This window comes from Neisseria weaveri (assembly GCF_900638685.1).
Lineage (GTDB): Bacteria > Pseudomonadota > Gammaproteobacteria > Burkholderiales > Neisseriaceae > Neisseria > Neisseria weaveri.
Genome location: NZ_LR134533.1, coordinates 1304823 through 1330654, shown reverse-complemented (window position 1 = coordinate 1330654; position 25832 = coordinate 1304823). Strand labels below are relative to the sequence as shown.

General features: G+C 51.5%; 21 protein-coding genes and 1 riboswitch. Of the genes, 8 read left to right on the top strand and 13 right to left on the bottom strand.

Annotated features, from left to right (window positions below; genetic code table 11):
- Nucleotides 1–12 precede the first annotated feature (12 nt).
- On the bottom strand, nucleotides 13–1227 hold the full coding sequence (locus EL309_RS06405; protein WP_004285117.1) for a LysM peptidoglycan-binding domain-containing protein: 1215 nt from the start codon (nucleotides 1225–1227) through the stop codon (nucleotides 13–15).
- 164 nt (nucleotides 1228–1391) lie between these two features.
- Here EL309_RS06405 and def point away from each other — a divergent pair, with 164 nt between their 5' ends.
- The 6 genes from def (at nucleotide 1392) to EL309_RS06375 (ending at nucleotide 8205) form a co-directional block, all read left to right on the top strand.
- A complete protein-coding gene (def, locus tag EL309_RS06400; RefSeq protein WP_004285118.1) occupies nucleotides 1392–1892 on the top strand; it encodes a peptide deformylase in 501 nt (166 codons plus the stop codon).
- A 177-nt stretch (nucleotides 1893–2069) separates the two neighbouring features.
- Complete coding sequence (gene fmt / locus EL309_RS06395; RefSeq protein ID WP_004285119.1) at nucleotides 2070–2993, top strand: methionyl-tRNA formyltransferase; 924 nt, start codon at nucleotides 2070–2072, stop codon at nucleotides 2991–2993.
- Nucleotides 2990–4249 (top strand): 16S rRNA (cytosine(967)-C(5))-methyltransferase RsmB, encoded by a 1260-nt coding sequence (gene rsmB / locus EL309_RS06390; protein WP_004285120.1) that lies wholly within the window; start codon nucleotides 2990–2992, stop codon nucleotides 4247–4249. Before fmt ends, rsmB begins: the two co-directional genes overlap by 4 nt.
- Complete coding sequence (locus EL309_RS06385; RefSeq protein WP_004285783.1) at nucleotides 4215–4808, top strand: DUF4390 domain-containing protein; 594 nt, start codon at nucleotides 4215–4217, stop codon at nucleotides 4806–4808. Before rsmB ends, EL309_RS06385 begins: the two co-directional genes overlap by 35 nt.
- Before the next feature lie 3 nt (nucleotides 4809–4811).
- Nucleotides 4812–6941 (top strand): sensor histidine kinase, encoded by a 2130-nt coding sequence (locus EL309_RS06380; RefSeq protein ID WP_036494564.1) that lies wholly within the window; start codon nucleotides 4812–4814, stop codon nucleotides 6939–6941.
- Nucleotides 6928–8205, top strand: coding sequence for a sigma-54-dependent transcriptional regulator (locus tag EL309_RS06375; RefSeq protein ID WP_004285124.1), 1278 nt, complete (start codon nucleotides 6928–6930; stop codon nucleotides 8203–8205). The genes EL309_RS06380 and EL309_RS06375 overlap by 14 nt, the downstream gene beginning before the upstream one ends.
- Before the next feature lie 181 nt (nucleotides 8206–8386).
- On the opposite strand, the gene EL309_RS06370 is transcribed toward EL309_RS06375, so the two are convergent.
- The 4 genes from EL309_RS06370 to EL309_RS06355 all read right to left on the bottom strand — a co-directional run bounded on the left by EL309_RS06370 (nucleotide 8387) and on the right by EL309_RS06355 (nucleotide 12594).
- Entirely contained in the window at nucleotides 8387–9433 is a 1047-nt protein-coding gene (locus tag EL309_RS06370) for an AbrB family transcriptional regulator (RefSeq protein ID WP_040670120.1), read from the bottom strand.
- Between the two features lie 89 nt (nucleotides 9434–9522).
- Nucleotides 9523–11019 carry a tripartite tricarboxylate transporter permease gene (locus EL309_RS06365; RefSeq protein WP_004285126.1) on the bottom strand — a complete coding sequence of 499 codons (1497 nt, stop codon included), beginning with the start codon at nucleotides 11017–11019 and terminating at the stop codon, nucleotides 9523–9525.
- A gap of 11 nt (nucleotides 11020–11030) precedes the next feature.
- On the bottom strand, nucleotides 11031–11468 hold the full coding sequence (locus EL309_RS06360) for a tripartite tricarboxylate transporter TctB family protein (RefSeq protein ID WP_004285127.1): 438 nt from the start codon (nucleotides 11466–11468) through the stop codon (nucleotides 11031–11033).
- Between the two features lie 130 nt (nucleotides 11469–11598).
- Nucleotides 11599–12594, bottom strand: coding sequence for a tripartite tricarboxylate transporter substrate binding protein (locus EL309_RS06355; RefSeq protein ID WP_004285128.1), 996 nt, complete (start codon nucleotides 12592–12594; stop codon nucleotides 11599–11601).
- 469 nt (nucleotides 12595–13063) lie between these two features.
- Here EL309_RS06355 and EL309_RS06350 point away from each other — a divergent pair, with 469 nt between their 5' ends.
- Nucleotides 13064–13321 carry a hypothetical protein gene (locus EL309_RS06350; protein WP_004285130.1) on the top strand — a complete coding sequence of 86 codons (258 nt, stop codon included), beginning with the start codon at nucleotides 13064–13066 and terminating at the stop codon, nucleotides 13319–13321.
- Nucleotides 13322–13468: 147 nt separating this feature from the next.
- A riboswitch (TPP riboswitch) is annotated at nucleotides 13469–13581 on the top strand.
- Nucleotides 13582–13682: 101 nt separating this feature from the next.
- Nucleotides 13683–15557, top strand: coding sequence for a phosphomethylpyrimidine synthase ThiC (thiC, locus tag EL309_RS06345; RefSeq protein ID WP_004285131.1), 1875 nt, complete (start codon nucleotides 13683–13685; stop codon nucleotides 15555–15557).
- A gap of 177 nt (nucleotides 15558–15734) precedes the next feature.
- Here thiC and EL309_RS06340 read toward each other — a convergent pair whose 3' ends face one another.
- The 8 genes from EL309_RS06340 to EL309_RS06305 all read right to left on the bottom strand — a co-directional run bounded on the left by EL309_RS06340 (nucleotide 15735) and on the right by EL309_RS06305 (nucleotide 25790).
- Nucleotides 15735–16079 carry a 4a-hydroxytetrahydrobiopterin dehydratase gene (locus tag EL309_RS06340; RefSeq protein WP_004285132.1) on the bottom strand — a complete coding sequence of 115 codons (345 nt, stop codon included), beginning with the start codon at nucleotides 16077–16079 and terminating at the stop codon, nucleotides 15735–15737.
- Nucleotides 16080–16162: 83 nt separating this feature from the next.
- Entirely contained in the window at nucleotides 16163–17005 is an 843-nt protein-coding gene (gene phhA, locus EL309_RS06335; RefSeq protein ID WP_267894481.1) for a phenylalanine 4-monooxygenase, read from the bottom strand.
- 410 nt (nucleotides 17006–17415) lie between these two features.
- On the bottom strand, nucleotides 17416–19263 hold the full coding sequence (locus EL309_RS06330) for a glycine betaine ABC transporter substrate-binding protein (RefSeq protein WP_004285135.1): 1848 nt from the start codon (nucleotides 19261–19263) through the stop codon (nucleotides 17416–17418).
- 356 nt (nucleotides 19264–19619) lie between these two features.
- Nucleotides 19620–20066 (bottom strand): VOC family protein, encoded by a 447-nt coding sequence (locus EL309_RS06325; RefSeq protein WP_004285136.1) that lies wholly within the window; start codon nucleotides 20064–20066, stop codon nucleotides 19620–19622.
- A gap of 146 nt (nucleotides 20067–20212) precedes the next feature.
- Nucleotides 20213–22261: a M3 family metallopeptidase gene (locus EL309_RS06320; protein WP_004285137.1), complete on the bottom strand. Its 2049-nt coding sequence runs from the start codon at nucleotides 22259–22261 to the stop codon at nucleotides 20213–20215.
- Between the two features lie 156 nt (nucleotides 22262–22417).
- Nucleotides 22418–23266: a mechanosensitive ion channel family protein gene (locus EL309_RS06315; protein ID WP_004285138.1), complete on the bottom strand. Its 849-nt coding sequence runs from the start codon at nucleotides 23264–23266 to the stop codon at nucleotides 22418–22420.
- 173 nt (nucleotides 23267–23439) lie between these two features.
- Nucleotides 23440–24267, bottom strand: a complete 828-nt coding sequence (locus tag EL309_RS06310; protein ID WP_004285139.1) for a factor H binding protein domain-containing protein — start codon at nucleotides 24265–24267, stop codon at nucleotides 23440–23442.
- A 242-nt stretch (nucleotides 24268–24509) separates the two neighbouring features.
- Nucleotides 24510–25790 carry a pentapeptide repeat-containing protein gene (locus tag EL309_RS06305; protein ID WP_050793690.1) on the bottom strand — a complete coding sequence of 427 codons (1281 nt, stop codon included), beginning with the start codon at nucleotides 25788–25790 and terminating at the stop codon, nucleotides 24510–24512.
- Nucleotides 25791–25832: the final 42 nt, after the last annotated feature.

The window sequence follows — 25832 nt, the reverse complement described above, 5'->3', positions numbered from 1 at the left end:
TTGTTTCACCGGCTAATTTTTAACATGACGTAAATCGTTCTGCATATTTTCCAAATCACGACCGGGATTGGAAACCAAATCTCCGATATTGATATTGGTTTTGCTTTCCAAAATGATGGCAGACGAGAGATTTTCATTGGTTCGGTAAACCATTGCCAAGCCGACTTCCTCAGCAGGTATTGAAATATATTTCACCACACTGCGGCGGCCTTTACCTTGATTTTCCAATTCCACTTTGGTTTGGCGGCTGCGTTTATACAGGCTCAATACCGTACCTTTATCCACTCCGTCAGCCTCGCCTTTATTCAAAGTAACCGTTTGGAACTGGCCAGACTCGCTCACACCGTCAAAAATCGACACCACTGCCGCATCAACCGCTTGCTCCGGAGCATGAGGCATAATTTGGAAATTCTGAATATCATCGCTCATTTTCAGCAGCAAGTCCCCTTTGCGGATTTCAGATACAGCCTCTTCCACCATCATAGGCTGCGCCGATTCTGTCGGCACTTTCAACAACGGATGCAGGCGGGTGTAATATTGGCCGTCTTTCAAATAGCCTGCGTCTTGTTCGCTGCGAGATTCCAGCGCGCTGTCTTGATAAGGCAGCGTGCTGACGATACCGCTGAATACCACTTCCTGACCTAAAAATTTATGTGTTTGCGGGTCTGTAATATCTTTACGGATACGGTAAACCAAATAGCGTCCCGGCTCTTTCACACCGTACGCATATACACGCTCGCCACGGCTATACAGCAAACGGTTGTCCGGACCGGAAACCAAGCGCGGTGCCACCCGGCTTTCCTCCTGCGGAATGACCTGAGGGTGCTGCATAAACATCCGGTACAGATTCACATTAATGGTTTTGATACCGTAGCCGCCGGACATTTCATGAATTCTCGGACTCAAACGCTCCACAGGAATACCGTCGCCGGTAACCGAACCGGTATCGAACCCCAAACGCGGTTGGCCGTTTACATAGCTCAGCACCAACGTTTGACCGGGATAAATCAAATGCGGATTGCGTACCGCATCGCGGTTAGCTCCCCAAAGCTTGCTCCACTGCCAAGGGTTTTTCAAAAACTTGCCGGAAATCCCCCACAGCGTATCGCCCCGTTTTACTTGGTAGCGGACAGGCGCGTCATGTCTGAGCTGCAGATTTTCCGCCGACACATGGGCAGAAACCGCCAAGCCCATACCCACAAGCAAAGTTATAATACGTTTTTTCATGCACTCCCCTTGAAATCAATTTACTTTATCATCAATTAATAATAACAATAGGCCGAAACGCCCCGTATGTACTAAAATTCGAACATCCGTTATTTTATCACTGAATATTACTGATATCATAGCGCAAAAATACACTGTTACTTATTGGAATCATCCCTAAAATTATGGCTTTATTAAATATTCTGAAATATCCGGACGAACGTCTGCATATTGTTGCCAAACCGGTGGCCGAAATCGACGACCGCATCCGCACTTTGGTGGCCGATATGTTTGAAACCATGTACGAGGCCAACGGTATCGGCCTGGCCGCAACGCAGGTTGACGTCCACGAGCGCGTTGTCGTGATGGACTTGAGCGAAGAGCGCAACGAACCGCGCGTATTCATCAATCCGATTATCACCCACAAAGACGGTGAAACTACCTATGAAGAAGGCTGCCTGTCCGTGCCGGGTATTTACGACACCGTTACCCGTGCCGAGCACGTCATCGTGGAAGCACTTGATGAAAAAGGACAAAAATTCACTTTGGAAGCAGACGGCCTGTTAGCCATCTGTATCCAACACGAATTGGATCATTTAATGGGTAAAGTATTTGTCGAACACCTTTCACAGCTTAAACAAAACCGCATCAAAACCAAATTGAAAAAACGGGCGAAGCAGCTCTGATTCTGCCGGATATACGGCACGCCGCTTTCTCTCACAACCATTTTTCAGACGGCCTCATACTCAAAACAACCCAGGCCCGACAGATTTCCTTTCCCAGCCTGCCGCGTGCAGGCTGAAACTTTCCCGGCAAAACAACCTAAGGCCGTCTGAAAAAACACAGCCACGAAAGACCCGAACATGAAAGTCATCTTTGCAGGAACTCCCGACTTTGCCGCCCTGGCACTGAAAGCCATTGCCGCTGCCGGCTTCGACATCCCTCTCGTGTTAACCCAACCCGACCGTCCCAAAGGACGCGGTATGCAGCTGCAAGCCAGCCCGGTCAAACAGGCTGCACTCGAATTAGGGCTGACTGTTGCCCAACCGCAAAGTCTGCGCAACGAAGAAGCGCAAAACCTGCTGAGCGCACAAAATGCCGACGTTATGGTCGTTGCCGCCTACGGCCTGATTCTTCCCGAGGCCGTCTTAAACATTCCCGCCCACGGCTGCCTGAATATCCACGCCTCGCTTTTACCGCGCTGGCGCGGTGCCGCGCCGATACAGCGGGCCATTGAAGCGGGCGACAAAGAAACCGGCGTATGCATTATGCAAATGGATGTCGGGCTCGATACCGGAGATGTGGTCAGCGAACACCGCTACGCCATCAAAAGCAGCGATACCGCAAACGAAGTTCACGATGCCTTGGCACAACTTGGCGCACAAGCCATTGTTGCCGATTTACAACAACTGCAAACAACAGGCCGTCTGAACCGCACACCCCAACCCGAAAACGGCGTGACCTACGCCCAAAAACTGAACAAAGAAGAAGCCCGAATCAACTGGCAGGAAAATGCCGAAACCATCGAAAGAAAAATCCGGGCTTTCAATCCTGTTCCGGCCGCTTGGGTAGAATATCAAGGCAAACCCATGAAAATCTGGCGTGCCGCAGTCATTGACCAAAGCGGCAAACCCGGAACCGTTTTATCCTGTTCTTCAGACGGCCTCACCGTTGCCTGTGGCGAAAAAGCACTAAATATTACCGAACTGCAACCCGCCGGCAGCAAACGCATGTCCATCGAAGCCTTTGCGGCAGGCCGAACCATTGAAAAAGGCACATTGTTATGAGTATGGCACTTGCCCAAAAACTGGCTGCACAAAGCATCGCCGCCGTTGCTGCCGGCCAAAACCTGCAAGACGTTTTAACCGACATCCGCAGCAAACACCCTGATTTGACTCCCCAAGAAAGCGGCGCCTTGCAAGACATTGCCTACGGCTGCCAACGCCACGGCGGCAGCCTGCGCTTCATGCTCGGCAAAATGTTAAACAAACCCATCGACAATCCCCAGTTGGAAAGCCTGCTGTTGGCGGCACTCTACCAGCTGAACCATACCCGCAATGCACCGCACGCCGTCGTCAACGAAGCCGTCGAAGCCATCGGGAAAATCGGCAAAGGACAATACCGCTCCTTCGCCAATGCGATTCTGCGCCGGTTTCTGCGCGAAAAAGACAAACTCAACACCGCCTGCAAACACAATAATGTTGCCAAATACAATCTGCCGGAGTGGTGGATCGACTATCTGAAAAACCACTACCCCAAACATTGGCACAATATTGCCGCCGCACTGCAAGACCGCCCGCCGATGACATTACGCGTCAACCGCCGCCGCAGCAATGCCGAGCAATATTTAAGCATACTCGCAGAGCACGGCATCAACGCCAAAGCTTTGGACGATTATGCAGTCATGCTTGAAGAAGCCGTACCTGTCGGCCAACTGCCCGGTTTTTCAGACGGCCTCGTATCCGTACAAGATTTCGGCGCACAACAAGCCGGCTATCTCATCAATCCCCAAAACGGCGACCGCATTCTTGATGCCTGCGCCGCACCCGGTGGAAAAACCGGGCATTTGCTGGAGCTTGCCGACTGCCACGTGACCGCGCTGGATATCGACCCCGTCCGACTGCAACGCGTACAAAGCAATCTGGAACGCTTGAAATTTCAGACAGCCTCACTCAAGTGCGCAGACGCACAAGACTTAAACGCATGGTATGATAAGCAAAATTTCGATGTCATTCTGGCCGACGTACCCTGCACCGCCTCCGGCGTCGTCCGCCGCAATCCCGACATCAAATGGCTGCGGCGTCCGGGAGATGCCGCCAAAACCGCCCGTCAGCAGGAAGCCCTGCTCGACACGCTTTGGCAAACCCTGACGGAAAACGGCAAAATGCTGTTGGCGACCTGTTCCATTTTTGTTGAAGAAAACGAACAGCAATTACAAAAATTTTTAAACCGACATGATGATGCCGAGCTGATCTCATCACATGTCTTATTACCCAACAAACACCAAGATGGCTTTTATTACGCGCTTATACAAAAGCATTAAACTGCTGTTGCTGCCCATTCTGCTGGCCGTCTCTTTTCAGGCGGCCGCAGAAGGCATCAACATAACCCGCGCAAAAGCCCAAATCACCCCCAAAGGCCAGCTTGCCATCAGCAGCCGCTTTCAAACGGAACTGCCAGACCAGCTCAAACACGTTTTGATTCAAGGCGTTCCCCTGCATTTTTCACTGAGCTTCCAACTTTCGTCACCAACCTTAGCCGCCTACAAATTCAAAATCGGACAAGTGATCGGCAACAGCCATGCCGTGGCCTACAAACTTTCTTACCATCCGTTGACCAGCCGCTACCGCGTCAGCGTAGGCACTTTCTCAACCGAATACAACAGCTTGGAATCCGCACTTAAAGCCGTCGGCTCCATTGCCAACTGGCACGTATTAAACACCGGCACCTTAAATAAAGTGTCTGCTGCGGAAACCAAAGCGGAAATACGCTTGACACTCAGCACGGCGCAACTACCCAAACCCTTTCAAATCAACGCCCTGACTTCAAAAAACTGGCAATTGGATTCAGGTTGGAAACCTTTGACGGTTATCCGGGAGTAACCCATGCGCTACTTCCTGCCCCTCGCCGCCCTACTTGCCGTCATTTCCCTATATTCGCTTACCGAAGCCACCATGAAAAACAGTAATCTGGGAGATTACTTCTGGTGGATTATCGCCGTCAGCGCCGTATTTATCGGCATTTTGTCTGCCGTTTTACTGCGATACGTCTGGCTGCTGATGCGCGATAAAAAACACGGACTGTTCGGATCGCAAATCGCCCGACGGCTGGCCGGCATGTTTACCGTCGTAGCCATTCTGCCCGGCCTGTTTCTTTTCGGCGTTTCCGCACAATTTATTTCAAACAGCATCAACTCATGGTTCGGCAACGACACCAGCGAAGCTTTGGAACGCAGCCTGAATTTAAGCAAATCCGCCCTGAATCTCGCTTTGGATAACAGCATGCGCAAGGCCGAACCGATTCAGACAGCCTTAATCCAAGCCGCCCGACAAGGCAGCAGCATCAACCAAGCGTTGGCGCAATCGCAAACGGCACGCGAATTCAGCCAAGCCGCCATTTACAATCTCAACAATCAAACCATTTATACGGCATACAATCCAAACCGGCTCAGCGATCCCAGACCCGATCCAGAAACACTGGAGCTCTTGGCAGAATCCGGTTCAGCCAGAGAAATTACCAACATCAACAATACGCTGTATGCACAAGGCTGGCTGGTTTTAAATACCGGCACACACAAAAACCACGCCCTGTTTTTCCGCCAGCCTATTCCCGAAAATGTGGCGCAAGACGCATTGCTGATTGAAGCCGCGCGCGCCAAATACGCCGAACTGGCCTACACCAAACAAGGCCTGCAAACTTTCTTCTTAGTCACATTATTAATTGCCACATTACTGGCTATTATGCTGGCATTAACGACTGCCCTGTATTTCGCCCGACGCTTTGTCGAACCCGTACTCTCGCTAGCAGAAGGCGCACGCGCGGTGGCCCAAGGCGACTTCAGCCAACGCCGCCCGATTTTCCGCAACGACGAATTCGGCCGTCTCACCCAACTCTTTAACCACATGACCGAACAGCTTGCCATTGCCAAAACCGCCAGCGAACGCAACCGGCTCCAACAAGAAGCCGCCCGTCATTATCTGGAATGCGTATTGGAAAGCTTAACCACCGGCGTTATCACCATAGACGAAGAATGCCGTCTGAAAACCTACAACCAAAGCGCGGAAAACATCCTCGGAACTTCTTTAACACACATGCTCGGCAGCAGCTGGCACGACTGGTCCAAACAATCGCCCCAACAAGCCGTATTATCCGAAACTCTGGCTGCCATCATCGATACCGCCGACAGCAATACGCCCATACAGATTCCCTACACTGCACCGGACGAATCCAAAATCCTGCTTGCCAAAGCCACGCCTCTTCCCGAAGACAGCGGCAACGGCATCGTCATCGTATTTGACGACATTACCGCCCTGGTACGCGCGCAAAAAGAAGCCGCTTGGGGCGAAGTGGCCAAGCGGCTTGCTCACGAAATCCGCAATCCGCTGACGCCGATTCAATTGTCCGCAGAGAGACTGGCATGGAAATTGCATGGAAAATTGGACGGACAAGACGCTCAAATCCTTATCCGCTCAACAGACACCATCGTCAAACAGGTGGCCGCATTAAAAGAAATGGTCGAAGCGTTCCGAAACTATGCACGCTCGCCCTCACTGCGGCTGGAAAGGCAAGACCTAAACCAATTGGTAGAAGAAGTTTTGCTCTTATATGAAGGCGGCAAGTGTACATTTACAGCCGATTTGAGTAATATACCTATATTTGTGGCAGCAGATACCGTGTCCATGCGTCAGGTATTACACAATATTTTTAAAAATGCAGCCGAAGCTGCCGCTGATACAGTATCACCACACGTTCAAGTCCGTACTCAACAAAATAATGAACAACAAATTACACTAACCGTAAGCAATAACGGAAAAAGCTTCAGCAAAGAAATGCTTCATAACGCATTCGAGCCTTATGTAACCGACAAGCCGACAGGAACCGGCTTGGGTTTGCCCGTAGTGAAAAAAATTATTGAAGAGCATGGCGGCCGCATCAGCCTGAGCAACCTCCCGGAAGGTGGCGCATGCGTGAAAATCGTCTTGCCCGGATTGGTAGAAACTTATGCGAAGCAGTGATATTTTAATTGTAGATGATGAAATCGGCATACGCGATTTATTATCGGAAATCCTTCAAGACGAAGGTTATACGGTAACGCTGGCCGAAAACGCCGAAGAAGCCCGGCAGCTGCGCCATCAAACCCGTCCCTCCATGGTTTTGCTGGACATCTGGATGCCCGATTGCGACGGCATTACCCTATTGAAAGAATGGGCGAAAAACGGACAACTCAATATGCCCGTTGTCATGATGAGCGGTCACGCCAGTATCGACACCGCAGTGGAAGCCACCAAAATCGGTGCTTTAGACTTCTTAGAAAAACCCATTGCCCTGCAAAAACTGTTGAGCACGGTCGAGCGCGCCTTAAAATACAGCGAAATGCAGGCCGCTTCAGGCTTATCGCTGGACAAACTGGGCAACAGCCCCGTCATTCAAGAACTCAACCGCACATTAGAAGCCGCCGCCAAGCAAAACAAACCCGTTTTACTGGTAGGCGAAACCGGCTCGCCGTTCAAGCTGGTTGCCCGCTACTTCCAAAAAAACGGCACACCTTGGGTCGAACCGGGCAAAACCGAATACATTGTCGACACCCCGCTCGAACTGCTGCAAAAAGCCAGCGGCGGCGTGCTTTATCTGGACGACATTTCCCAATACAGCAAAAACATCCAACAAGGCATCTCTTTTCTGCTGAGCAAGGCCGACCGCTACAACACACGCATTATCTGCGCCAGCAGCCGCACAACCGCCGAACTTGCCGAAAATCCGGCCCAAGACAGCAAACTCTTGGACATCATTTCCGGCCTAACCGTCAATATTCCGCCGTTGCGCAGCCAGCCTGACGATATCGTATTTTTGGTTAACCAAATTCTGACAGAGCTGGCGGAAACGCAAAAAATACCGATGGTAAAATTCAGCACTGCCGCTCTGAATATTCTTCGCCAATACGATTGGCCGGGCAATCTGGATCAGCTGCACAGCGTTATCAAAAACCTGACCTTAACCGCCGAAAACGACGAAGTGTCCGATCACGCGGTCAACATCGCCTTAGGCCAACTCAATCCCGGCCCGTCTTCGGAAATGGTCGGCGGCTTCAATTTCAATATGCCTCTGCGCGAATTGCGTGAAGAGCTGGAACGCCGCTATTTTGAATACCATATTGCCCAAGAAGGCCAAAACATGAGTCGCGTGGCGCAAAAAGTGGGGCTGGAACGAACCCACCTTTACCGCAAACTGAAACAGCTGGGCATTCAATTCTCCCGCCGCAGCAAAAACGATCCTGAATAATGACCGTATTGGAACCTCAAAAGCCGTCTGAAATTTCAGACGGCTTTTAATTTTCAGACGGCCTTAATTTTTCAGACGGCCTTATTTTTTCAAACAGCGGTAAATTCAAATTTGCAGATATTAAACACCTTAGAAATTTCCGCCTGTCTCAAGCCAATCGACATGAAAAATCCCGATGCCTTTAACGCTGTTCAGGCCATTTGCGTTCGATTAAACGGCTAAACCAACCTGCCGTACCGACAACGGCAATCATACGGCAAACATGAAAAGCGGTAACGACGGGAACACCCAAATGCAATACTTTTGCCGTTACCGTCATTTCCGCCACGCCGCCCGGTGCCAAACCCAAACCCAAAGTCGGAAAAGGGATGTCCGTTACCAAGCTCAAACCGTAGCTGAACAAAGCCGTCAAGCCCAAACCGATAATCACAACCACCGCCGTTACGGCCAACAATCTGGGGGCGCTGCGGAAAAAGTCGGGGCCGAATTTGGTACCGAGCGCCCAACCGATCAACAGTTGCCCGGCATGGGACAGCACTTCGGGAACGGCGGATAAATGTATTTCTGCCGCCGTGAGCAACATGGCCGCAGTCAACGGGCCGAATGTCCACGGATTAGACCAGTTCTGCCATAAAAACAGCCATCCGACGGCAATGCAGCAAAGAATCAGCAACAACAGGCCGCCCCAATTTACCGTGCGGTTGATTTGCAGCACGCTGTCGTCCAAACCGTGATAGCCCATAAATTGATAAAAAAACGGCACAATCGTTACAATCATCAACACGCGCAAAGAATGGGCGGCCACCACTTTATCAACCCGTGCACCGTATTGCCCGGCCAGATAAGCCATCTCGCTTGCGCCGCCCACTGCGGAAGCAAACCAAGCCGTTTTCAAATCCACGCGGGCAAAGCGGTAAACGCTATATGTGCCGATCACACCGAGTAAAACAGCAAACACCATGCCGCCGAGCATCCACAAAGCGTGATCCCACAACAACGCAATCATCGGCGGAGTAAAATACAGCCCCAGCGACATCCCGATGACCGTCAGCCCGGCCTGCCTGCCGAAGGGTAAAGCCCGTATTCCGACACCGCAGACGCTTAATCCGGCGCTCACCAGCAAAGGTCCGAGCAGCCACGGTATCGGCCAGCCCAGCCATTCTGCGCCCAAAGCACCGACCGATACGGCAGCCAGCCCGAGCATATAGTCTGCCCATCGAATTTTCATGTTTTCCACCTTTTTATCCGGCATACGGCTGATGCAAACTTAAGAGGCCGTCTGAAAAAACAGCCACTTGAATCAAGTGGCTGTATTCTTTATACCGGCTGTTTACGCTTGCGGATCCAACGGAACAACGGCAGCAATACCATCAATCCTGCCAACACCCACAAGGCTTTGGTAATCGAACCTTGAAACAGAATACCCACATCTCCTTGCGAAATCGACAAGGCGCGGCGCAGGCTGGATTCCATCAACTCGCCCAACACATAGCCCAAAATCAATGCCGACAACGGGAAATGCAGCTTACGCAGCAGATAACCCAGAATACCCAAAGCCACCATCAGCACCAAATCGAATGTCGTACTGTGAATCGCATACACGCCGACAAAACTCACCGCGGCAATCGCAGGAATCAAAATATAATTCGGCACATTCAGCAATTTGGCAAAAAAGCCGACCAGCGGAATATTCAATATCAGCAAAATCACATTACCGATAAACAGTGAAGCAATCAAGCCCCACACAATATCCGGCTGTTCGCTGAACAATTGCGGGCCGGGCGTAATATTGTACAGAGTCAACGCGCCCATCATCACCGCCGTCGTACCCGAACCCGGCACGCCCAAAGTCAGCATCGGAATAAACGAACCGCAGGCAGAAGCATTGTTTGCCGCTTCAGGTGCCGCAATACCGCGCAAATCGCCTTCGCCGAACTTGCCGTTTTTACCGGCCAGCTTTTTCTCATTGGTATAAGTCATCGCACTGGCAATCGTCGCACCCGCGCCCGGCAGAATGCCGACAAAAAAGCCGACGATACCGCTGCGCACCATCGCACCGAAACTGAACAGAAACTCTTTGGCGTTAAACAACGCCCGTTTACCCTGCTCCAAAGCCTTTTGGCCTTTTTCGGTATGTTCCAACATAATCAGAATTTCGCTGATACTGAAGAAACCGATCACAATCGTGGTAAATTGAATGCCGTCTGAAAGATTGACCGAATCAAAAGTAAAACGGTACACACCCGTTACCGCGTCCACACCCACCGTAGCCAAAGCCAAACCGATTAAAGCCGCAACCGCCGTCTTCACAGGCTGATCGCCGACCAGCCCGCTCAGGCAGGTAATCGCAAACACCATCAACACGAAATATTCCGCTGGGCCGAACGCAATCGCCCAGTTTGCCAACAAAGGCGCAAACAGCACCACGCCGATAGTAGCAATCATACTGCCCGTAAACGAGCTGGCTGCCGACAAAGACAAAGCAATACCGGCCTTGCCCTGTTTCGCCAGCGGATAACCGTCCAACGTAGACATAATCGCCGCCGCATCACCCGGCACATTAATCAGAATCGCCGAAATCCGGCCGCCGTATTCACAACCCAAATACACGGCAGCCAAAAGAATCAACGCCGACTCGGGCGGCAAACCCAGCGCATAAGCAAACGGCAGCAGAATGGCCACGCCGTTAATCGGCCCCAAGCCCGGCAGCATGCCGACAATCGTACCCAAAAATGCCCCGATTAAGGCCAACAGCAGGTTTTTCGGCAGCAATGCCACCTCAAAACCGGCAAACAGATAATTCAATGTTTCCATCTAAACGCCCCTTATCCGAAAAAACCGACCGGCAGCGGTACGTCCAGCAAACGGTCAAACAGAATATACAAACCGGCACCCAAAGCCACGCCCGAAATCAGGCAGGCTTTGGTACTGCCTCCGAAAAAGCGGCCGACGGCAAACGCCATCAACGCCGTAGCCAGCGGAAAGCCCAGCAGCTCAAACAACACCGCATAAGCCAACAACACCAGCAGACACAAACCCAACTTTTTCAACAAAGGCGGCGTATAACCGAGATCAATCCATTCCTGTTTCGGGCGAACCGCCAAAAACAGGCAACACAAGGCCAATAAAGACAAAATCAGCAAAGGATAAGGGCGCGGCCCCAAAGGGTCGTAACTGATCGGCGCGGTATAGCCCCACGCCAAATAAAGAAGAAACAACGCCGCCAACAGCAGCACTGCCGAAAACCATCGTTCAAGTTTCATTATTTTCTCCAAGCGGTTGCCTATCTATCGCATACAGAGGCAATTATCATTCGAATAACAAACCTTCATGCGAAACAAAGCCGGCAATCACTTGCCGGCCTGGCAGATGCCGTCTGAAATTCAGACGGCCTTATTTAACCAAATCAAACTCTTTGGACAAAATACGCATCTCTTCCGTGGTTTTATTGATGTATTCGGTCAATTCGTCGCCGGTCAAAGCAAACGGCAGCAAATCACGTTGGGCGCGCAACTCGTCAAACTTCGGATCTTTCAGCATCGCATCAAAGCGCGCTTTCCACCATTGGTAAGACTCGTCGGCAACCTGCGGGCCCATATAATAGCCACGGATAACCGGCCATTCCACGTTATAACCCTGCTCTTTGGCAGTCGGAATGTCTTTCAGCTTACCTTGCAGACGCTCAGGCGCAAATACCGCCAATACACGCACCTTACCCGACTCGATATGCGGCCCCATTTCGGCGATACCTGCGCTGACTACGCTGATATGGTTGCCCAATACCGCCGTTACCGCCTCACCGCCGCCTTCCAAAGCCACATACGTCATATTTTTAGGATCGATACCGGCCGCTTTGGCCACCATCGCCGTTTGCAACCAGTCCTGACCGCCCACGCTGCCGCCCGCACCGAAGCTGACTGCTTTCGGGTCTTTACGCAACGCTTCCACCAAATCCTGCAAAGTCTTCATCGGCGAATCGGCGTTCACCGCCACCATGCCGTAATCCGTACCTACCGCCGCCAACCAGCGTACATCTTTCTCGGTATATTGGCCGAACTTGCCTTGCGCCAAATTCAGCAGCGAGCCGGTAGAAAACGCAACGATCGCATCGTAATTCGCCGGATCGTTGGCCACGATTTTATTGTACGCCACCGCACCCACACCGCCCGGCATATAGGTTACGCGGATAGGCTTGTCAATCTGGCCGGTTTCTTTCAAACCGCTTTGCGCCAATTTGCACGTCAAATCAAAACCGCCGCCCGGTTTGGCAGGCGCAATACATTCAGGCTTGGTTGCTGCGCCGGCTTCCCGCTCGTTTTTACCGCACGCGCTCAATGAAAACGCCGCAGCAAAAGCCGCTGCCATCAATGTATACTTTTTGTTCAGCATAAACCCCTCCTTATTTATTCATTTATTAAGCTCGGATATAGCGAAAAAATTAAAGGAATATTTAATTTTTGTCAACAATGCACAATGCTTTGAAAAAGTTTTTATATTTATTTTCAAAAAACAATAAAATTTCGATTTCACAAAAACATCAAATAAAACCCTAAAAACAATGAAAATATCATCAAAGTAACCACAGAATATTCAAAAATGAATAAAGCTGCCGCTGCTCAAAAATACTTTTTTCACCTTCCTAATTTTTTGAGCTTATCTCTCTCGCCACGCTTCTTTCAGCATTTTCAGACGGCCTTTTTATCCGGGCAAAATCTTTTCAATATTTCTAATTAAGAAACAATAAATCAATAAAATTAATATTTATCAACCAAAATAAAATAAATAAACTACTGCCTATCCAAACAGCCTTTCAAGGCCGGGTACGTTTCACAAACTCAATAATCAAAGGATAACAATCATGAATAAAACCGTATTTTCTTTCAGCCCGCTGTTGGTATTAGCCTCTGCTTTTGCTGCCGCCGAAAGCGGTTCGCCCATGCCGAAGTGGGATCACAACAACGATTCAGGCACGATTATCGGCCTTCAAGAAGTGCAATATTCAGGCGTAAAACCCACCGTTAAAGAAGACAGCCGCGTTAAATTTATTTATCCGAATACCGAAAAGCAAACGGATAACGGCGCTTACCAACCGCTGCGCCGCACCGAATCGCGCTAACTTTCAGCAATTCAGAATCAGGCCGTCTGAAAATTTCAGACGGCCTGATTTTATTCATAATAAACAAAACAGATATACCGCCGCTTATCCTGCCGGCCATATCCCGATTTCCCGTTTACATATTCAATCAACTGTGCTTTAATCGCCCCAAAGAAACAGGGGTGCTGCAACTGATAGGCAATAGATCAAGGCGCGGCTGAGAGTTACCCTTTATACCCGAACAAGATAATACTTGCGTGGGGAGTTTTCAGCGTAACCGATTTTTTTCAGACGGCCTCAAACTTTATCGGCAGGCCGTCTGAAAAGCAGATACCGCGCTCCTGTTTCTCTTTTTGCGAACGAGAAAACAGGAGCGTTTTTTATGGTATTGAAAACCACCGGCCGAGAGGCCGCCCAGCTTGACGAGTTGAGCCAAGACATCGGCATCCGCTTCAAATACCCGAATTCCACCAAAGTTTATCTGCAAGGCAGCCGTGCCGACATCCGCGTGCCGCTGCGCGAAATCGCCCAAGACGACACCGTTACCGACAAAGGCCGCGAACCGAACCCGCCGATTCCGGTGTACGATACCAGCGGCGTGTATGGCGATCCTTCCGCTCATATCGACCTCAAACAAGGGCTGCCGCATATCCGCAGCGCGTGGATAGAAGAGCGCGGCGATACCGAACGCTTGGCCGGTTTGTCGAGCGAATACGGCCTTGAACGTGCCCACGATCCGAAAACCGCCCATCTGCGTTTCAACCAAATCACTCAACCGCGCCGTGCCAAAGCGGGCAAAAACGTGACCCAAATGCACTATGCGCGGCAAGGCATCATCACGCCGGAGATGGAGTTTGTCGCCCTGCGCGAGCGCATGAAAATGGAAGAAATCTGGCGCGACCCGCGTTACGCCAAAATCATCAAGCAGCACGCGGGCGAATCGTTCGGTGCGAACCTGCCCACCCATCCCGACCAAATCACGCCCGAATTTGTGCGCAGCGAAGTGGCCGCAGGCCGCGCGATTATTCCTGCCAACATCAACCACCCCGAGTTGGAACCGATGATTATCGGCCGCAATTTCCGCGTGAAAATCAACGGCAACTTGGGCAACTCCGCCGTTACTTCTTCGCTTACCGAAGAAGTGGAAAAAATGGTGTGGTCGCTGCGCTGGGGTGCCGACACGATTATGGATTTGTCCACCGGCGCGCATATTCACGAAACGCGCGAATGGATTATCCGCAACGCGCCCGTGCCCATCGGCACCGTGCCGATTTATCAGGCATTGGAAAAAGTGGGCGGCGTGGCCGAAGACCTGACGTGGGATTTGTTCCGCGACACCTTAATCGAGCAGGCCGAGCAAGGCGTGGATTATTTCACCATCCATGCGGGGGTGCTGCTGCGTTATGTGCCGCTGACTGCCGACCGCATCACCGGCATCGTGTCGCGCGGCGGTTCGATTATGGCGAAATGGTGTTTGGCGCATCATCAGGAAAACTTCCTCTACACCCATTTCGACGAAATCTGCGAAATCATGAAGGCTTACGACGTGTCGTTCAGCCTCGGCGACGGCCTGCGCCCCGGCTGCATTGCCGATTCCAACGATGCTGCGCAGTTCGGCGAGTTGCACACGCTGGGCGAGCTGACCGCCAAAGCATGGAAGCACGACGTGCAAGTGATGATTGAAGGCCCCGGCCATGTGCCGCTGCAACGTGTGAAACAAAACATGACCGAAGAGCTGCAACACTGCTTTGAAGCGCCGTTCTACACGCTCGGCCCGTTGGTTACCGATATTGCGCCCGGCTACGACCACATCACTTCGGGCATCGGCGCGGCCAATATCGGCTGGTACGGCACAGCCATGCTGTGTTATGTGACTCCGAAAGAGCATTTGGGCCTGCCCGACAAAGAAGACGTGCGCACCGGCATTATCACCTACAAACTGGCCGCCCACGCCGCCGACTTGGCCAAAGGCTGGCCGGGCGCACAGTTGCGCGATAACGCCTTATCGAAAGCCCGTTTTGAATTCCGCTGGCGCGACCAGTTCCGCCTCGGCCTCGACCCCGAACGCGCCGAAAGCTACCACGACCAAACCCTGCCGGCGGAAGGCGCGAAAATCGCCCACTTCTGCTCGATGTGCGGCCCCAAATTCTGCTCGATGAAAATCACGCAGGAAGTGCGCGACTACGCCGCCGCGCAAAAAGGCATGGAAGAAAAAGCGATTGAGTTTATGAAGAAAGGTGCCGAGATTTACAGTTGATGCGCTTTGAGGCCGTCTGAAAACGCAGATGTTTTTTCAGACGGCCTTTTCTGCAAGGTAAAGGTCAAGGGCAAGATTGTCCATTACCGAAGCTCCTGCCGACCAAACGCTTTATCGATAAAAAATCAAACAGGCCGTCTGAAAATTTCAGACGGCCTGTTTGTCTTCACGGCCGGTTTATTCGGCAGCCGACAACTCGTCGGTTTTTGCCGCCATAATAAAATCATTGCGGTGCAGACCTTTAATGCTGTGCGACCACCAAGTTACGGTAACTTTGCCCCATTCGGTAAAAATGCCGGGATGATGGCCTTCGGCTTCGGCCAAATCCGCCAAGCGGTTGCTGAATGCCATCGCCTGCTTGAAGTTTTTGAATGTGTATTCGCGTTTCAACTGCAATACGCCGTCAATCACCACCGGCTGCCATTCGGGAATCATCCAGATCAATTCCGCCAGTTCTTCATCGCTCACTTTCGGCGCGTCGGCACGGCAGGCTTCGCATTGCTGTTTGGCTAAATCGTTCATTCTTCTCTCCTTCGTGTGGTTTGCGTATATTTCAGACGGCCTTTTGTTTGATACGGCATCAGGCCGTCTGAACAATTCGGGAATCAGTCGGCCAGGCTCGGATGCGGCTCGAACAAGCCTTTCCGCATGGCGTCGCGCACTTCCGACATGATGTCGGTTTGGGCGATGTCAAACAGGGTATCCACGCTGTCGATCACATAATAAATCGGCTGGATACGGTCGATACGGTAAGGTGTGCGCAATACGTCTCCGATTTTAAACTCACGGTATTCGGGGCGGCCGCTTAAGGCATATTCGGTTTCGGCAGGCGAACTGAGAATGCCGCCGCCGTAAATCCTGCGCTCTTGCGGCCGGGCGCCGACCAAACCGAATTCGATGGTAAACCAATATAAACGCGCCAAAAACACGCGTTCGGTTTTATCGGCACCCAAACCCAGCTTGCCGTAAGTTTCATTGAATGCGGCAAACGCAGGATGGGTCAGCAGCGGACAATGTCCGGCAATTTCGTGGAAAATGTCCGGTTCTTGGATATAGTCGAAATCTTCGCGGCGGCGGATAAAGGTGGCAACGGGAAACGCCTTATCCGCCAGCAGCCCGAAAAAACGGCCGAACGAAATCAAAGCGGGCACGGCGGCGGTGCGCCAGCCGGTGGTTTGCTGCAATACCGCATCGATATCGCCCAATTGCGGAATACGGTCTTGCGGCAGATTCAGTTTGTTCAGGCCGTCCAAATATTCTTGGCAGGCGCGGCCGGGCAAGGCGGCCTGTTGGCGCACAATCAAATCGTGCCAAATCCGGTTTTCTTCGTCAGGATAATGGATAAAGCCGTGTTCGTCGGCTTCTCTGGCCAAATAGCCGTGGGCGTGTTGTTCCATACTGCTCCTCCAATGCTTCGACCGGTATTCCGCTTGAGGCCGTCTGAAAATCCAAGACCCTTTTAAAACGAAATACCTTTATTATTTTATTTATGTATTAAAAATACCAATATTTAAAACATATTAAGCATATGTTTAATATTTTTAATCCAGTTTGGCATTTTTCTTTTTTACAGGCAAGCAAAATTGTCCGACACCGGCCTGTTTGCGTTTAAAAAGCAGCAAAACGCCCCTGAACATCAGCAGGGCCGGTTCAGGGGCGGAATTTTCAAAACAAAATTAACAGGAAATTCTATACATGCAAAAAATTTTCAGACGGCCTTTGTTATCTCCAAAAGGCCGTCTGAAAATATATCGATAAACAGCATATTTTTCAGACGGCCTCATCGTGTAGGCTGAACTCAAAAACAGCGGAATCAATCGCAACACATCACAAACCAGCCGCGAGAAAAGCGTTACCGCTATGATTTATTGTGTTTTTCGCCGCAACCGTAAGCCTGCGTGATGCGGTCGATAATGATGGCCAGAATTACGATGGCGGCACCGGCTTCCACGCCTTGACCGATGTTGAGCGTCTGCACCGCTTGCAATACGTATTCGCCCAGCCCGCGCGCGCCGATCATGGAGGCCAGCACCACCATGCCGAGCGACATCATCACGGCTTGGTTCACGCCTGCCATGATGCTGGGTTTGGCTTGCGGCAGCAGCACCCATTTCAGCAATTGCCAGCGGTTGCTGCCGAACGCGATGGCGGCTTCAATCATTTGCGGGCTGACTTGGCGGATGCCGAGGGCGGTAAGGCGGATAAGCGGGGCTAGGGCATAGACTACGGTGGCGAACAGCGCCGGCACTTTGCCGATGCCGAACAGCATCAGCACGGGAATCAGATATACAAAGCTCGGCATGGTCTGCATCACGTCGAGCACGGGTGAGAGCAGCTTGTAGAGGCGCGGGCGGTAGGCGGTGAAGATGCCGACGGGAATGCCGATGATCACGGTGAGCAATACCGAAGCGGCCAGCAGCGCGAGCGTCTGCATCAGCGCCGCCCACAGGCCGAACGAACCGATTACGTAGAAACCGCCGATGCACAAGGCGGCGAACCACCATTTGCGCGTGGCATGCCAGCCCACTACACCGGTGAGCAGCAACACCAACCACGCGGGCAGGGCTTGCAGCAGGCGCTCCAGCGGCAGCAGCAAACCGAGCGTTACATCGCTGGCTTTACGCAGCTTGTCGCCGTGGTTTTGCACGGTTTGTTTGAGCGAACGGTTGAGGCCGTCTGAAACCGACCAAACGCGGAAAATGCCGTTATTGCTTGCGGATCGAATATCGAGTTTGGTTTTCAGACGGCCTGCCGCTTCTTCGGAAACCCATTGCCGCCACACTTCGGGGTGCTGCTGCAAAAACAGCTTGGCCTGCGCTTCGCCGCTGCGTTTGTTTTCCGACATTTCCAAAATGGCGCGGTTGAGCATATCCGGCTCGAATTGCAGCCGTTCGATCATGGCGGCCAGTTCGGGGTGGGCCGTCTGAAACGGAGTGGATACGGCGACGGCGAGTTTGGACACGGGAAAGCCCGATACGCATTGATTGCTGCTGTCGGCTTGCAGCAGGGTTTCCCAGCAGGCGGCATCGTGGGCGGGGAAGTCCAGCGGCTCGAAGCGGTATTTCGCCATCAGGCCGGTGGGCTGCCAGTAGTAAAACAAGATCGGTTTTTTCTGCTCGTAAGCGGAAGAAACCGCCGCATCCAAAGCCGCGCCGGTGCCGGGGCGGACGTTGTTGAAATGCGCGTTGAGGCCGGTGGTGTCGAGCAGGCGGGTGTTGAAAGTTTCACACGTCCAACCCGTAGGGCAGTTGAGGAAACGCGCTTTTTGCGGCGATTCGGGATCGGGGAACAAATCTTTGAAGCGGGGCAGGTCGGCCATGCTCTTTAAATCGGGGTGTGCCTGTTTCACATAATCAGGCACATACCAGCCCTGCTGCGCCCCGCCTTTTAGCGTATCGCCGATAACGGCGGCTTTCTTTTCGTCGACGGCTTTCTGCATCACCGGCGAACGGCCGACCCATTGTTCGGCAATAATCTGAATGTCGTTTTGCGCCAGCGCGGTTTCCAGCGCGGTGGTGGTGCCGGGCACGCTTTCGGTGGCGCAGCCGTAGCCGTCGCGCAAGATGGTGTTTAAGACGGCGGTGGTGAATTGTCCGCTTTCCCAGTCGAGCGCGCCGAGTTTGACGGGTTTGTCGGGCTGGCAGGCCGCGGCAAACGAACTGGTGGCGAGTAAGACGGTAAACAGGAGCGGTTTTAAAAAAGACATCAGTATTTTGGGCTTTCGGAGGGAAACGGCAGGGGTTTCCGAAGGTTTCGGGTGCTCACACAAACAGACGCGGCAGCGGGAAATATTCTTGCCGATTGATGAATCTGCGATAGATTTCAAGATATTAATACAGATAACGGCCTTTGCAAAACTTATTCAGGCCGTCTGAAAATGCAATGCACCGCGTAAGGGAACAATCGAATCCCACTCATAAACGGCTTTATCCACTGCAATCCACACTCCGGCTGCAAACAAAGACCTTGGCAAAACACCCCGTATTCATGAGATCTCTCAGCAACATTTTGCAAGGTCTCCGCTTGGTATGCGGTTCGTCTGAAACAGCATACGGCAATCATTTACTGATTGTGCCCGGGTTCACCGCTGTCTACCGCCCAAGGAATGCCGAAACGGTCGGTAACCACACCGAAGCCTTGGGAAAAGAAGGTTGCTTCAAACGGCATTTCGACGGTACCGCCTTCCGCCAAGGCATTGAAAATACGTTGCCCTTCGGCAGGGGTATCTAAGCTGATATTGATTTGTATGCCTTGCGGTTTCCGATAGCCGGCTCCCGAGTTGCATAATGCGGAAACTATGTCGGAGGCCATCAGGGTTTGCGAACCGATTGTCAGCTGGGCATGCATGATTTTCTGCTTGTCCGCTTCGGATAACGACGGCATATCAGGTTCAGGCGGCATATCGTTGTATGTATAGCGGTCGGTGATTTCCGCATTAAAAAGCCTGGCATAAAACTCAATCGCTTCCGCACAATCTCCGTCGAAATAGAGATAAGGAACGAATTTCATCGTGTTCTCCTTTTTATTTATCATTTAGTTAGGGAATCGCTTTGTTTGTTCAAACAAGGCCGATTGATGTTAAACCATTTCGGCAAATAAGGCCGTCTGAAAATGTGTTTTCAGACGGCCTTAAACTTTAAAACAAGCCAGATGAATCAAGCAGCTTCCACATCAAACCCGCTGTGGCGCAGTAAGGCATCGATTTGCGGTTCGCGGCCGCGGAAGGCTTTGAACGATTCCATTGCGCTGCGCGAACCGCCGACGGCGAGGATTTCCATCCAAAAGCGTTTGCCGGTGGCTTTGATGTCGTCGCTTTCTTCAAAGGCGGCGTAGGCATCGGCCGACAGCACTTCCGCCCATGCGTAGCTGTAATAGCCTGCCGAATAGCCGCCCGCAAAGATATGGCTGAAGCTGTTGGCAAAGCGGTTGTAGGCAGGCGGCTGGATAACGGCTACTTCTTTACGCACGTTTTCCAACACCTGCGCCCAGTTTTTCAGACGGCCTGCGTCGCTTTCACTGTAAATCAACATGTCGAACAGGGCGAATTCCATTTGGCGCACGAGGAACATGCCGCGTTGGAAGTTTTTCGCTGCCACCATTTTGTCGAATAATTCGCGCGGCAGGGCGGCACCGTTGTCTTCGTGCGACGACATTTCCGCCAGCACGTCGTATTCCCACGCAAAGTTTTCCATAAACTGGCTCGGCAGTTCGACTGCGTCCCACTCCACGCCGTTGATGCCGGATACGCCCAATTCGTCGACTTGCGTGAGCAGGTGGTGCAGGCCGTGGCCGGTTTCGTGGTAGAGGGTGATGATTTCGTCGTGGCTGAGGCGCGATTCTTTGCCGTTTACGGGCGGGGTGAAGTTGCACACCAAGTAAGCCACCGGCGTTTGGGTTTGGCCGATGCGGTTGCCGGAGATGAAACGGCGGCGGCCGCGGTAGTCGTTCATCCAAGCGCCGCCGCGTTTGCCTTCGCGGGCAAACAGGTCGAGATACACGCCGCCGATGATCGAGCCGCCTTTTTCCAATTCGAAATAGCGCACGTCGGGGTGCCACACGGGTACGGTTTTTTCAATGAAGTTCACGCCGTACAAACGGTTGACTTGGGCAAACAGGCCGGCCAGCACTTTGCTGACGGGGAAGTATTTTTTCACTTCGGTTTCGCTGAAAGCGTATTTGGCTTGGCGCAGTTTTTCGCTGGCGTAGGTCAGATCCCACGATTGCGGGTCGGCAATGCCCAAGGTTTCGCGCGCGAACGCCTGCACTTCGGCCAAGTCTTTTTCGGCGAACGGTTTGGCGCGGCGGGCCAAGTCGTGCAGGAAATCCAGCACTTGCTGCGGGGTTTCGGCCATTTTGGTGGCGAGCGAAAGTTCGGCGAAGTTGGCGAAGCCCAGCAGTTTGGCTTCCTGCAAGGCGATTTCCAAGCGGCGGCCGATGTTGGCGGTGTTGTCGAACTTGCCTTCGTCGCTCAATTCGCTGGCGCGGGTAACGTAGGCGCGGTAGATGTTTTCGCGCAATTCGCGGTTGTCGGCATACTGCATCACGGCGATGTAGTGCGGCATTTGCAGGCCGATTTTGTAGCCTTCTTTGCCTTCGGCTTGGGCTGCGGCGGCAAACATGGCCATTGCGTCTTCGGGCAGGCCGGAGAGTTCGCTGTCGTTATCGAAATAAAGCGCGAAGGCATCGGTGGCATCGAGCACGTTTTGCGAGAACTGCGCGCCGAGCTGTGCGCCTTCGGTTTGCAGTGCGGCAAATTCGGCCTGCTGTTCGGGCGGCAATTCGGCACCGCTTAATACGAAGTCGCGCAGGTCGTGGTTGAGTTTGGTTTGTTGGGCGGCATCGAGTTTGGCGAATTCGGGCGAGTTTTTAATTGCTTTGAAGCGTTCGTACAGCTCGATGTCTTGGCCGATTTCGGTAAAGAATACGGTTACTTCGGGCATCAATTCGTTATAAACGGCACGCAGTTCGGGCGTGTCGACCACCGAATTCAGGTGCGCTACCACGCCCCAAATGCGGCCGACGCGTTCGGTAATGTCGGTAAGCTGCTCGACGGTGTTGTTCCAGGTGATGTCGCTTTGGGCTTTGACGGCGGCGATTTGGGCGCGTGCTTCGCTCATGGCGGTTTCCATCGCGGGGCGGATATCGGCGGTTTGGATGCGGTCGAAACGGGGTTCGTCGGCGAGGTTCAGTAATACGTTGCTCATGGTTTTCCTTTGGATGTTTTCAGACGGCCTGAATGGGGTGAGGCCGTCTGAAAAATAATAATGATGTGTTTTATCGACTGTTTATATAGTGCCATACTATTTGATATTAAAGGCCGTCTGAACATTGATTTTCTTTCAGACGGCCTTTGCCATAATTTATTTTTCGTTCAGCAAGCGGTATTGCACGCGCAAAAATTCGTCCATCACCGCCTGCTGGATTTCCAAACGCTTCGATACCGGCGCGGCAAAGCGCACGATAATATTGTAGAGCTTGTCGTCTTTCGGCACGCGGCTCACCCGCGGCTGCGCCGCCGGCGTGATAAACAGTTTCTGCGTTTGGATTTCCGCCAGCTCGTGCGAAATCGCATCGACATAAGGCGTACACAATTTATCCAATAAAGCCTGCAACGGCACGACAATCGCATCCGAATCCAAATGAATCGGCACCGGAATATCAAACGTATGAATCACATAAACGCCCAAAATATTGTCGCGCTGCACCGAATAGCTCAGCAGCAGACTGTTGGGAAACGATACGGTTTTACCGCTCAACTGCCCCACCAGCGGATTCGGGCCGATCTGCATCATCAAAGTATTGAGCAGATTGATGTCCACCACCCGGCCGCGCAGGCCGCCGACTTCGATATAGTCGCCCACCGAATACTGTTTGGTCGTGGCCCGCAGCAAGCTGCCCGACAAACACATAATCAGCTCTTTGGTCGCCAGCACAATCGCCGCCGCCACCGCAAACATCGACAAAGCCAAAGTCTGAATCTGCGCCGCCCAAATCACCGCCAACCCGAACAAAACCACAATCAGCGTAACATTGCGGCTCACCACCACCCAACGCCGTTTGGTTTCGATTTCCATTTCCGGATGGCTGCGGAACTGCGTTTGCAGCAAAATGCCGCGAAACAGCAACACGCCGGCAATCATCAAAACCGACTCGATAATTTCCCCTTTAACCGGGCCGTTGTAAAGATAATGGTTGATCGTTTCCCACATAATTCAGCTATTCCGTTTCCAATGCCAATCCGCAGAGCGATTATAAAGGATAAGGCCGTCTGAAAATACCGCCGCTTCGATAAACATTTTCCCCTTTCCGTCAAACCATATAAAAAGGCCGTCTGAACATTCAGACGGCCTCAACCTTGTCTTTATATATAAACCAAACGGCCTTATTTGTCTTTCTTCAAAAAAGGAATCTTTCTGCCGCCCAAACCGATATGCCGGATGTTGCCGCCGACACCGACCTGCGCACTGCCTGCAATTTCATCGGCTTTAGGCCCGAACAGCCCCACCCGGTAAAGACCGGGATTGCCGTCCTGAACCGCCGCACCTTGAACCCCCCATTGCGCCTGAAACGCATCGTCAGGCGCGAATTGGGTCAAGCTGCCGGCGTGCAGTTTCAACTCCTCATTGCTGCCCGTCCAACGCACCACACCGTTACCCGTGCGGTTATCAAAGTCCACAGAATAACTCAACCTGCCCTCTTTATCCTTGCCGGTAAACGCCACGCCGTCGTAAAGGTAAGTACCTTTAAACTTAGCCATATCTTCCGTACGCGTTGCCAAACCCTGAACCGCCAAAACTTTGGTTTGATCGACACGGTTCACAACATGATTATGCGTCTGCTTTTCCGCATGGGCAGCCAACACCGCCGAATAATGGTTTTTATAAATCCGCGCCACACCCTCTTCTTTAAAACGGCTTTTCACACCCTTCTCTTCCCTATCGGCCAGCAGCCGGTAAGGCTCGTTGGTAACCGTATTCTGAATCAGCGTACCGATATCCACCGACTCGCCGCGCACATGGTTTTTACCGTAAATCCGCAATTCCACATTGCCGAAACCGTCGCCGGCCAAATCCGGCACCACGACCGAACGGTAAGCCCCGTTCGGCTGCGGCGTATCCGGAATCGAATCAATCGCATCCTTAATCGCCGCACAAGAAGACAAAGCCGCAGAAGCCGCACCGGCCAACACCAGCTTATTAAACATTTTCATAATCGGTTTTCCTTATCTTTTTTCATCATCCGGCGGAGCAACCCGGCCGGACCTTATTGTTTACCGCAACAAGTGTACAAACCGGCTTGCCCCGCATCAAGCCCAAATGCCCGAACCTTGTGCTTTATCAACAACCCCGCAATCCAACCGCCCCGATATGTAAGAAAACGCTTGCCGGCAGCGTCTATTGAAAGTTTATGCCGATAAAAAATCGGGCAAAAATGCCCGACCCAGTTAAGTTTTTAAGACGGCTTTTTATTGGCCAAATTGGTAATTTTATCCAACAGATTGATGATCTTATCCGAACCCACGTCTTCTTCCTTACTATCTAACGGCTGATGATGATGATCTTGCCGTATCTGCTCCGACAGCAAGCGGTTGCGGATTTGGGTAAAGGTTTCCTGCACATATTCATTGGCTTTTTGAGTATCACCCATACTTGCAGCTGCGTGTTGTGAGGCTTCAAGTAAGCCGCTATATAGTTCAATTTGGTGCTTCATCATAGAAAAAGAGCGGACCTCACTAAGCAAGACTTTTTGATGGCGCAATAAAGTAGTAGCAATCAGAATGATAGCAACTACAGGAAAAGTATAGAAAATCATATGCCAACTATTTTCAGGAGCAGGAACAGGAAGCGTTTTTTTGCACCATATATAAATTGGAATCGCAATCAAAACCGAAACAACAATAATGAAAATCAAGATCCCGATAATTCCAAGACATCTAGCCCAAAAAAAGTTACTTCGAATTTTATCATCTGTATTTTTTAATGCTCCCTCCAACGATTTTTTGGCATCGTTAATTCGGCCACTCAATTCCGTTTTTAATTGTTCATTTTGTTCTTTTAACTTCTGTAATTTCTCTTCGGTTTGCTGTTTGCTTGATTCCACTGCTTTTAGTTTGTTATTTAATTCCTCTATTTGCTCTTCATTATTACCAACAGATTCATTATTACCAACCGATTCTTTTGCTATTTCCAACTCATTTTTTAACTTTTGAATTTGTTGCTCATACTCCTGTACATTTTGTTTTAACTCGACAGCTTTATCGATATTTCTATTTATACCTATTGATCCTTCAAGGAGTGCTCCTTCAAGGAGTGCTCCTTCAAGGAATGCTCCTCTAAGGTCTGCTCCTCTAAGGTCTGCTCCTCTAAGGTCTGCTCCTCTAAGGTCTGCTCCTCTAAGGTCTGCTCCTCTAAGGTCTGCTCCCCAAAGGAGTGCTCCCCAAAGGAGTGCTCCCCAAAGGTCTACTCCTCTAAGGACTGCTCTTCTAAGGTCTGCTCTTCTAAGGTCTGCCCCTATAAGGATTGCTCCTTCAAGGATTGCTCCTTCAAGGATTGCTCCTTCAAGGATTGCTCCTTTAAGGATTGCTCCTTTAAGGATTGCTCCTTTAAGGATTGCTCCTTTAAGGATTGCTCCTTCAAGGTTTGCACGCTTTCCCTCTTTTCTTCCACTATCAAGCCATCGCTTGTGTTCTTCAAGAATTTTCTGTATTTCTTCCGGTGTTAATTTCTCTTCCATTTCAATTCCCTTTTGTTGTTTGTTATCTTACTCTTTACTACC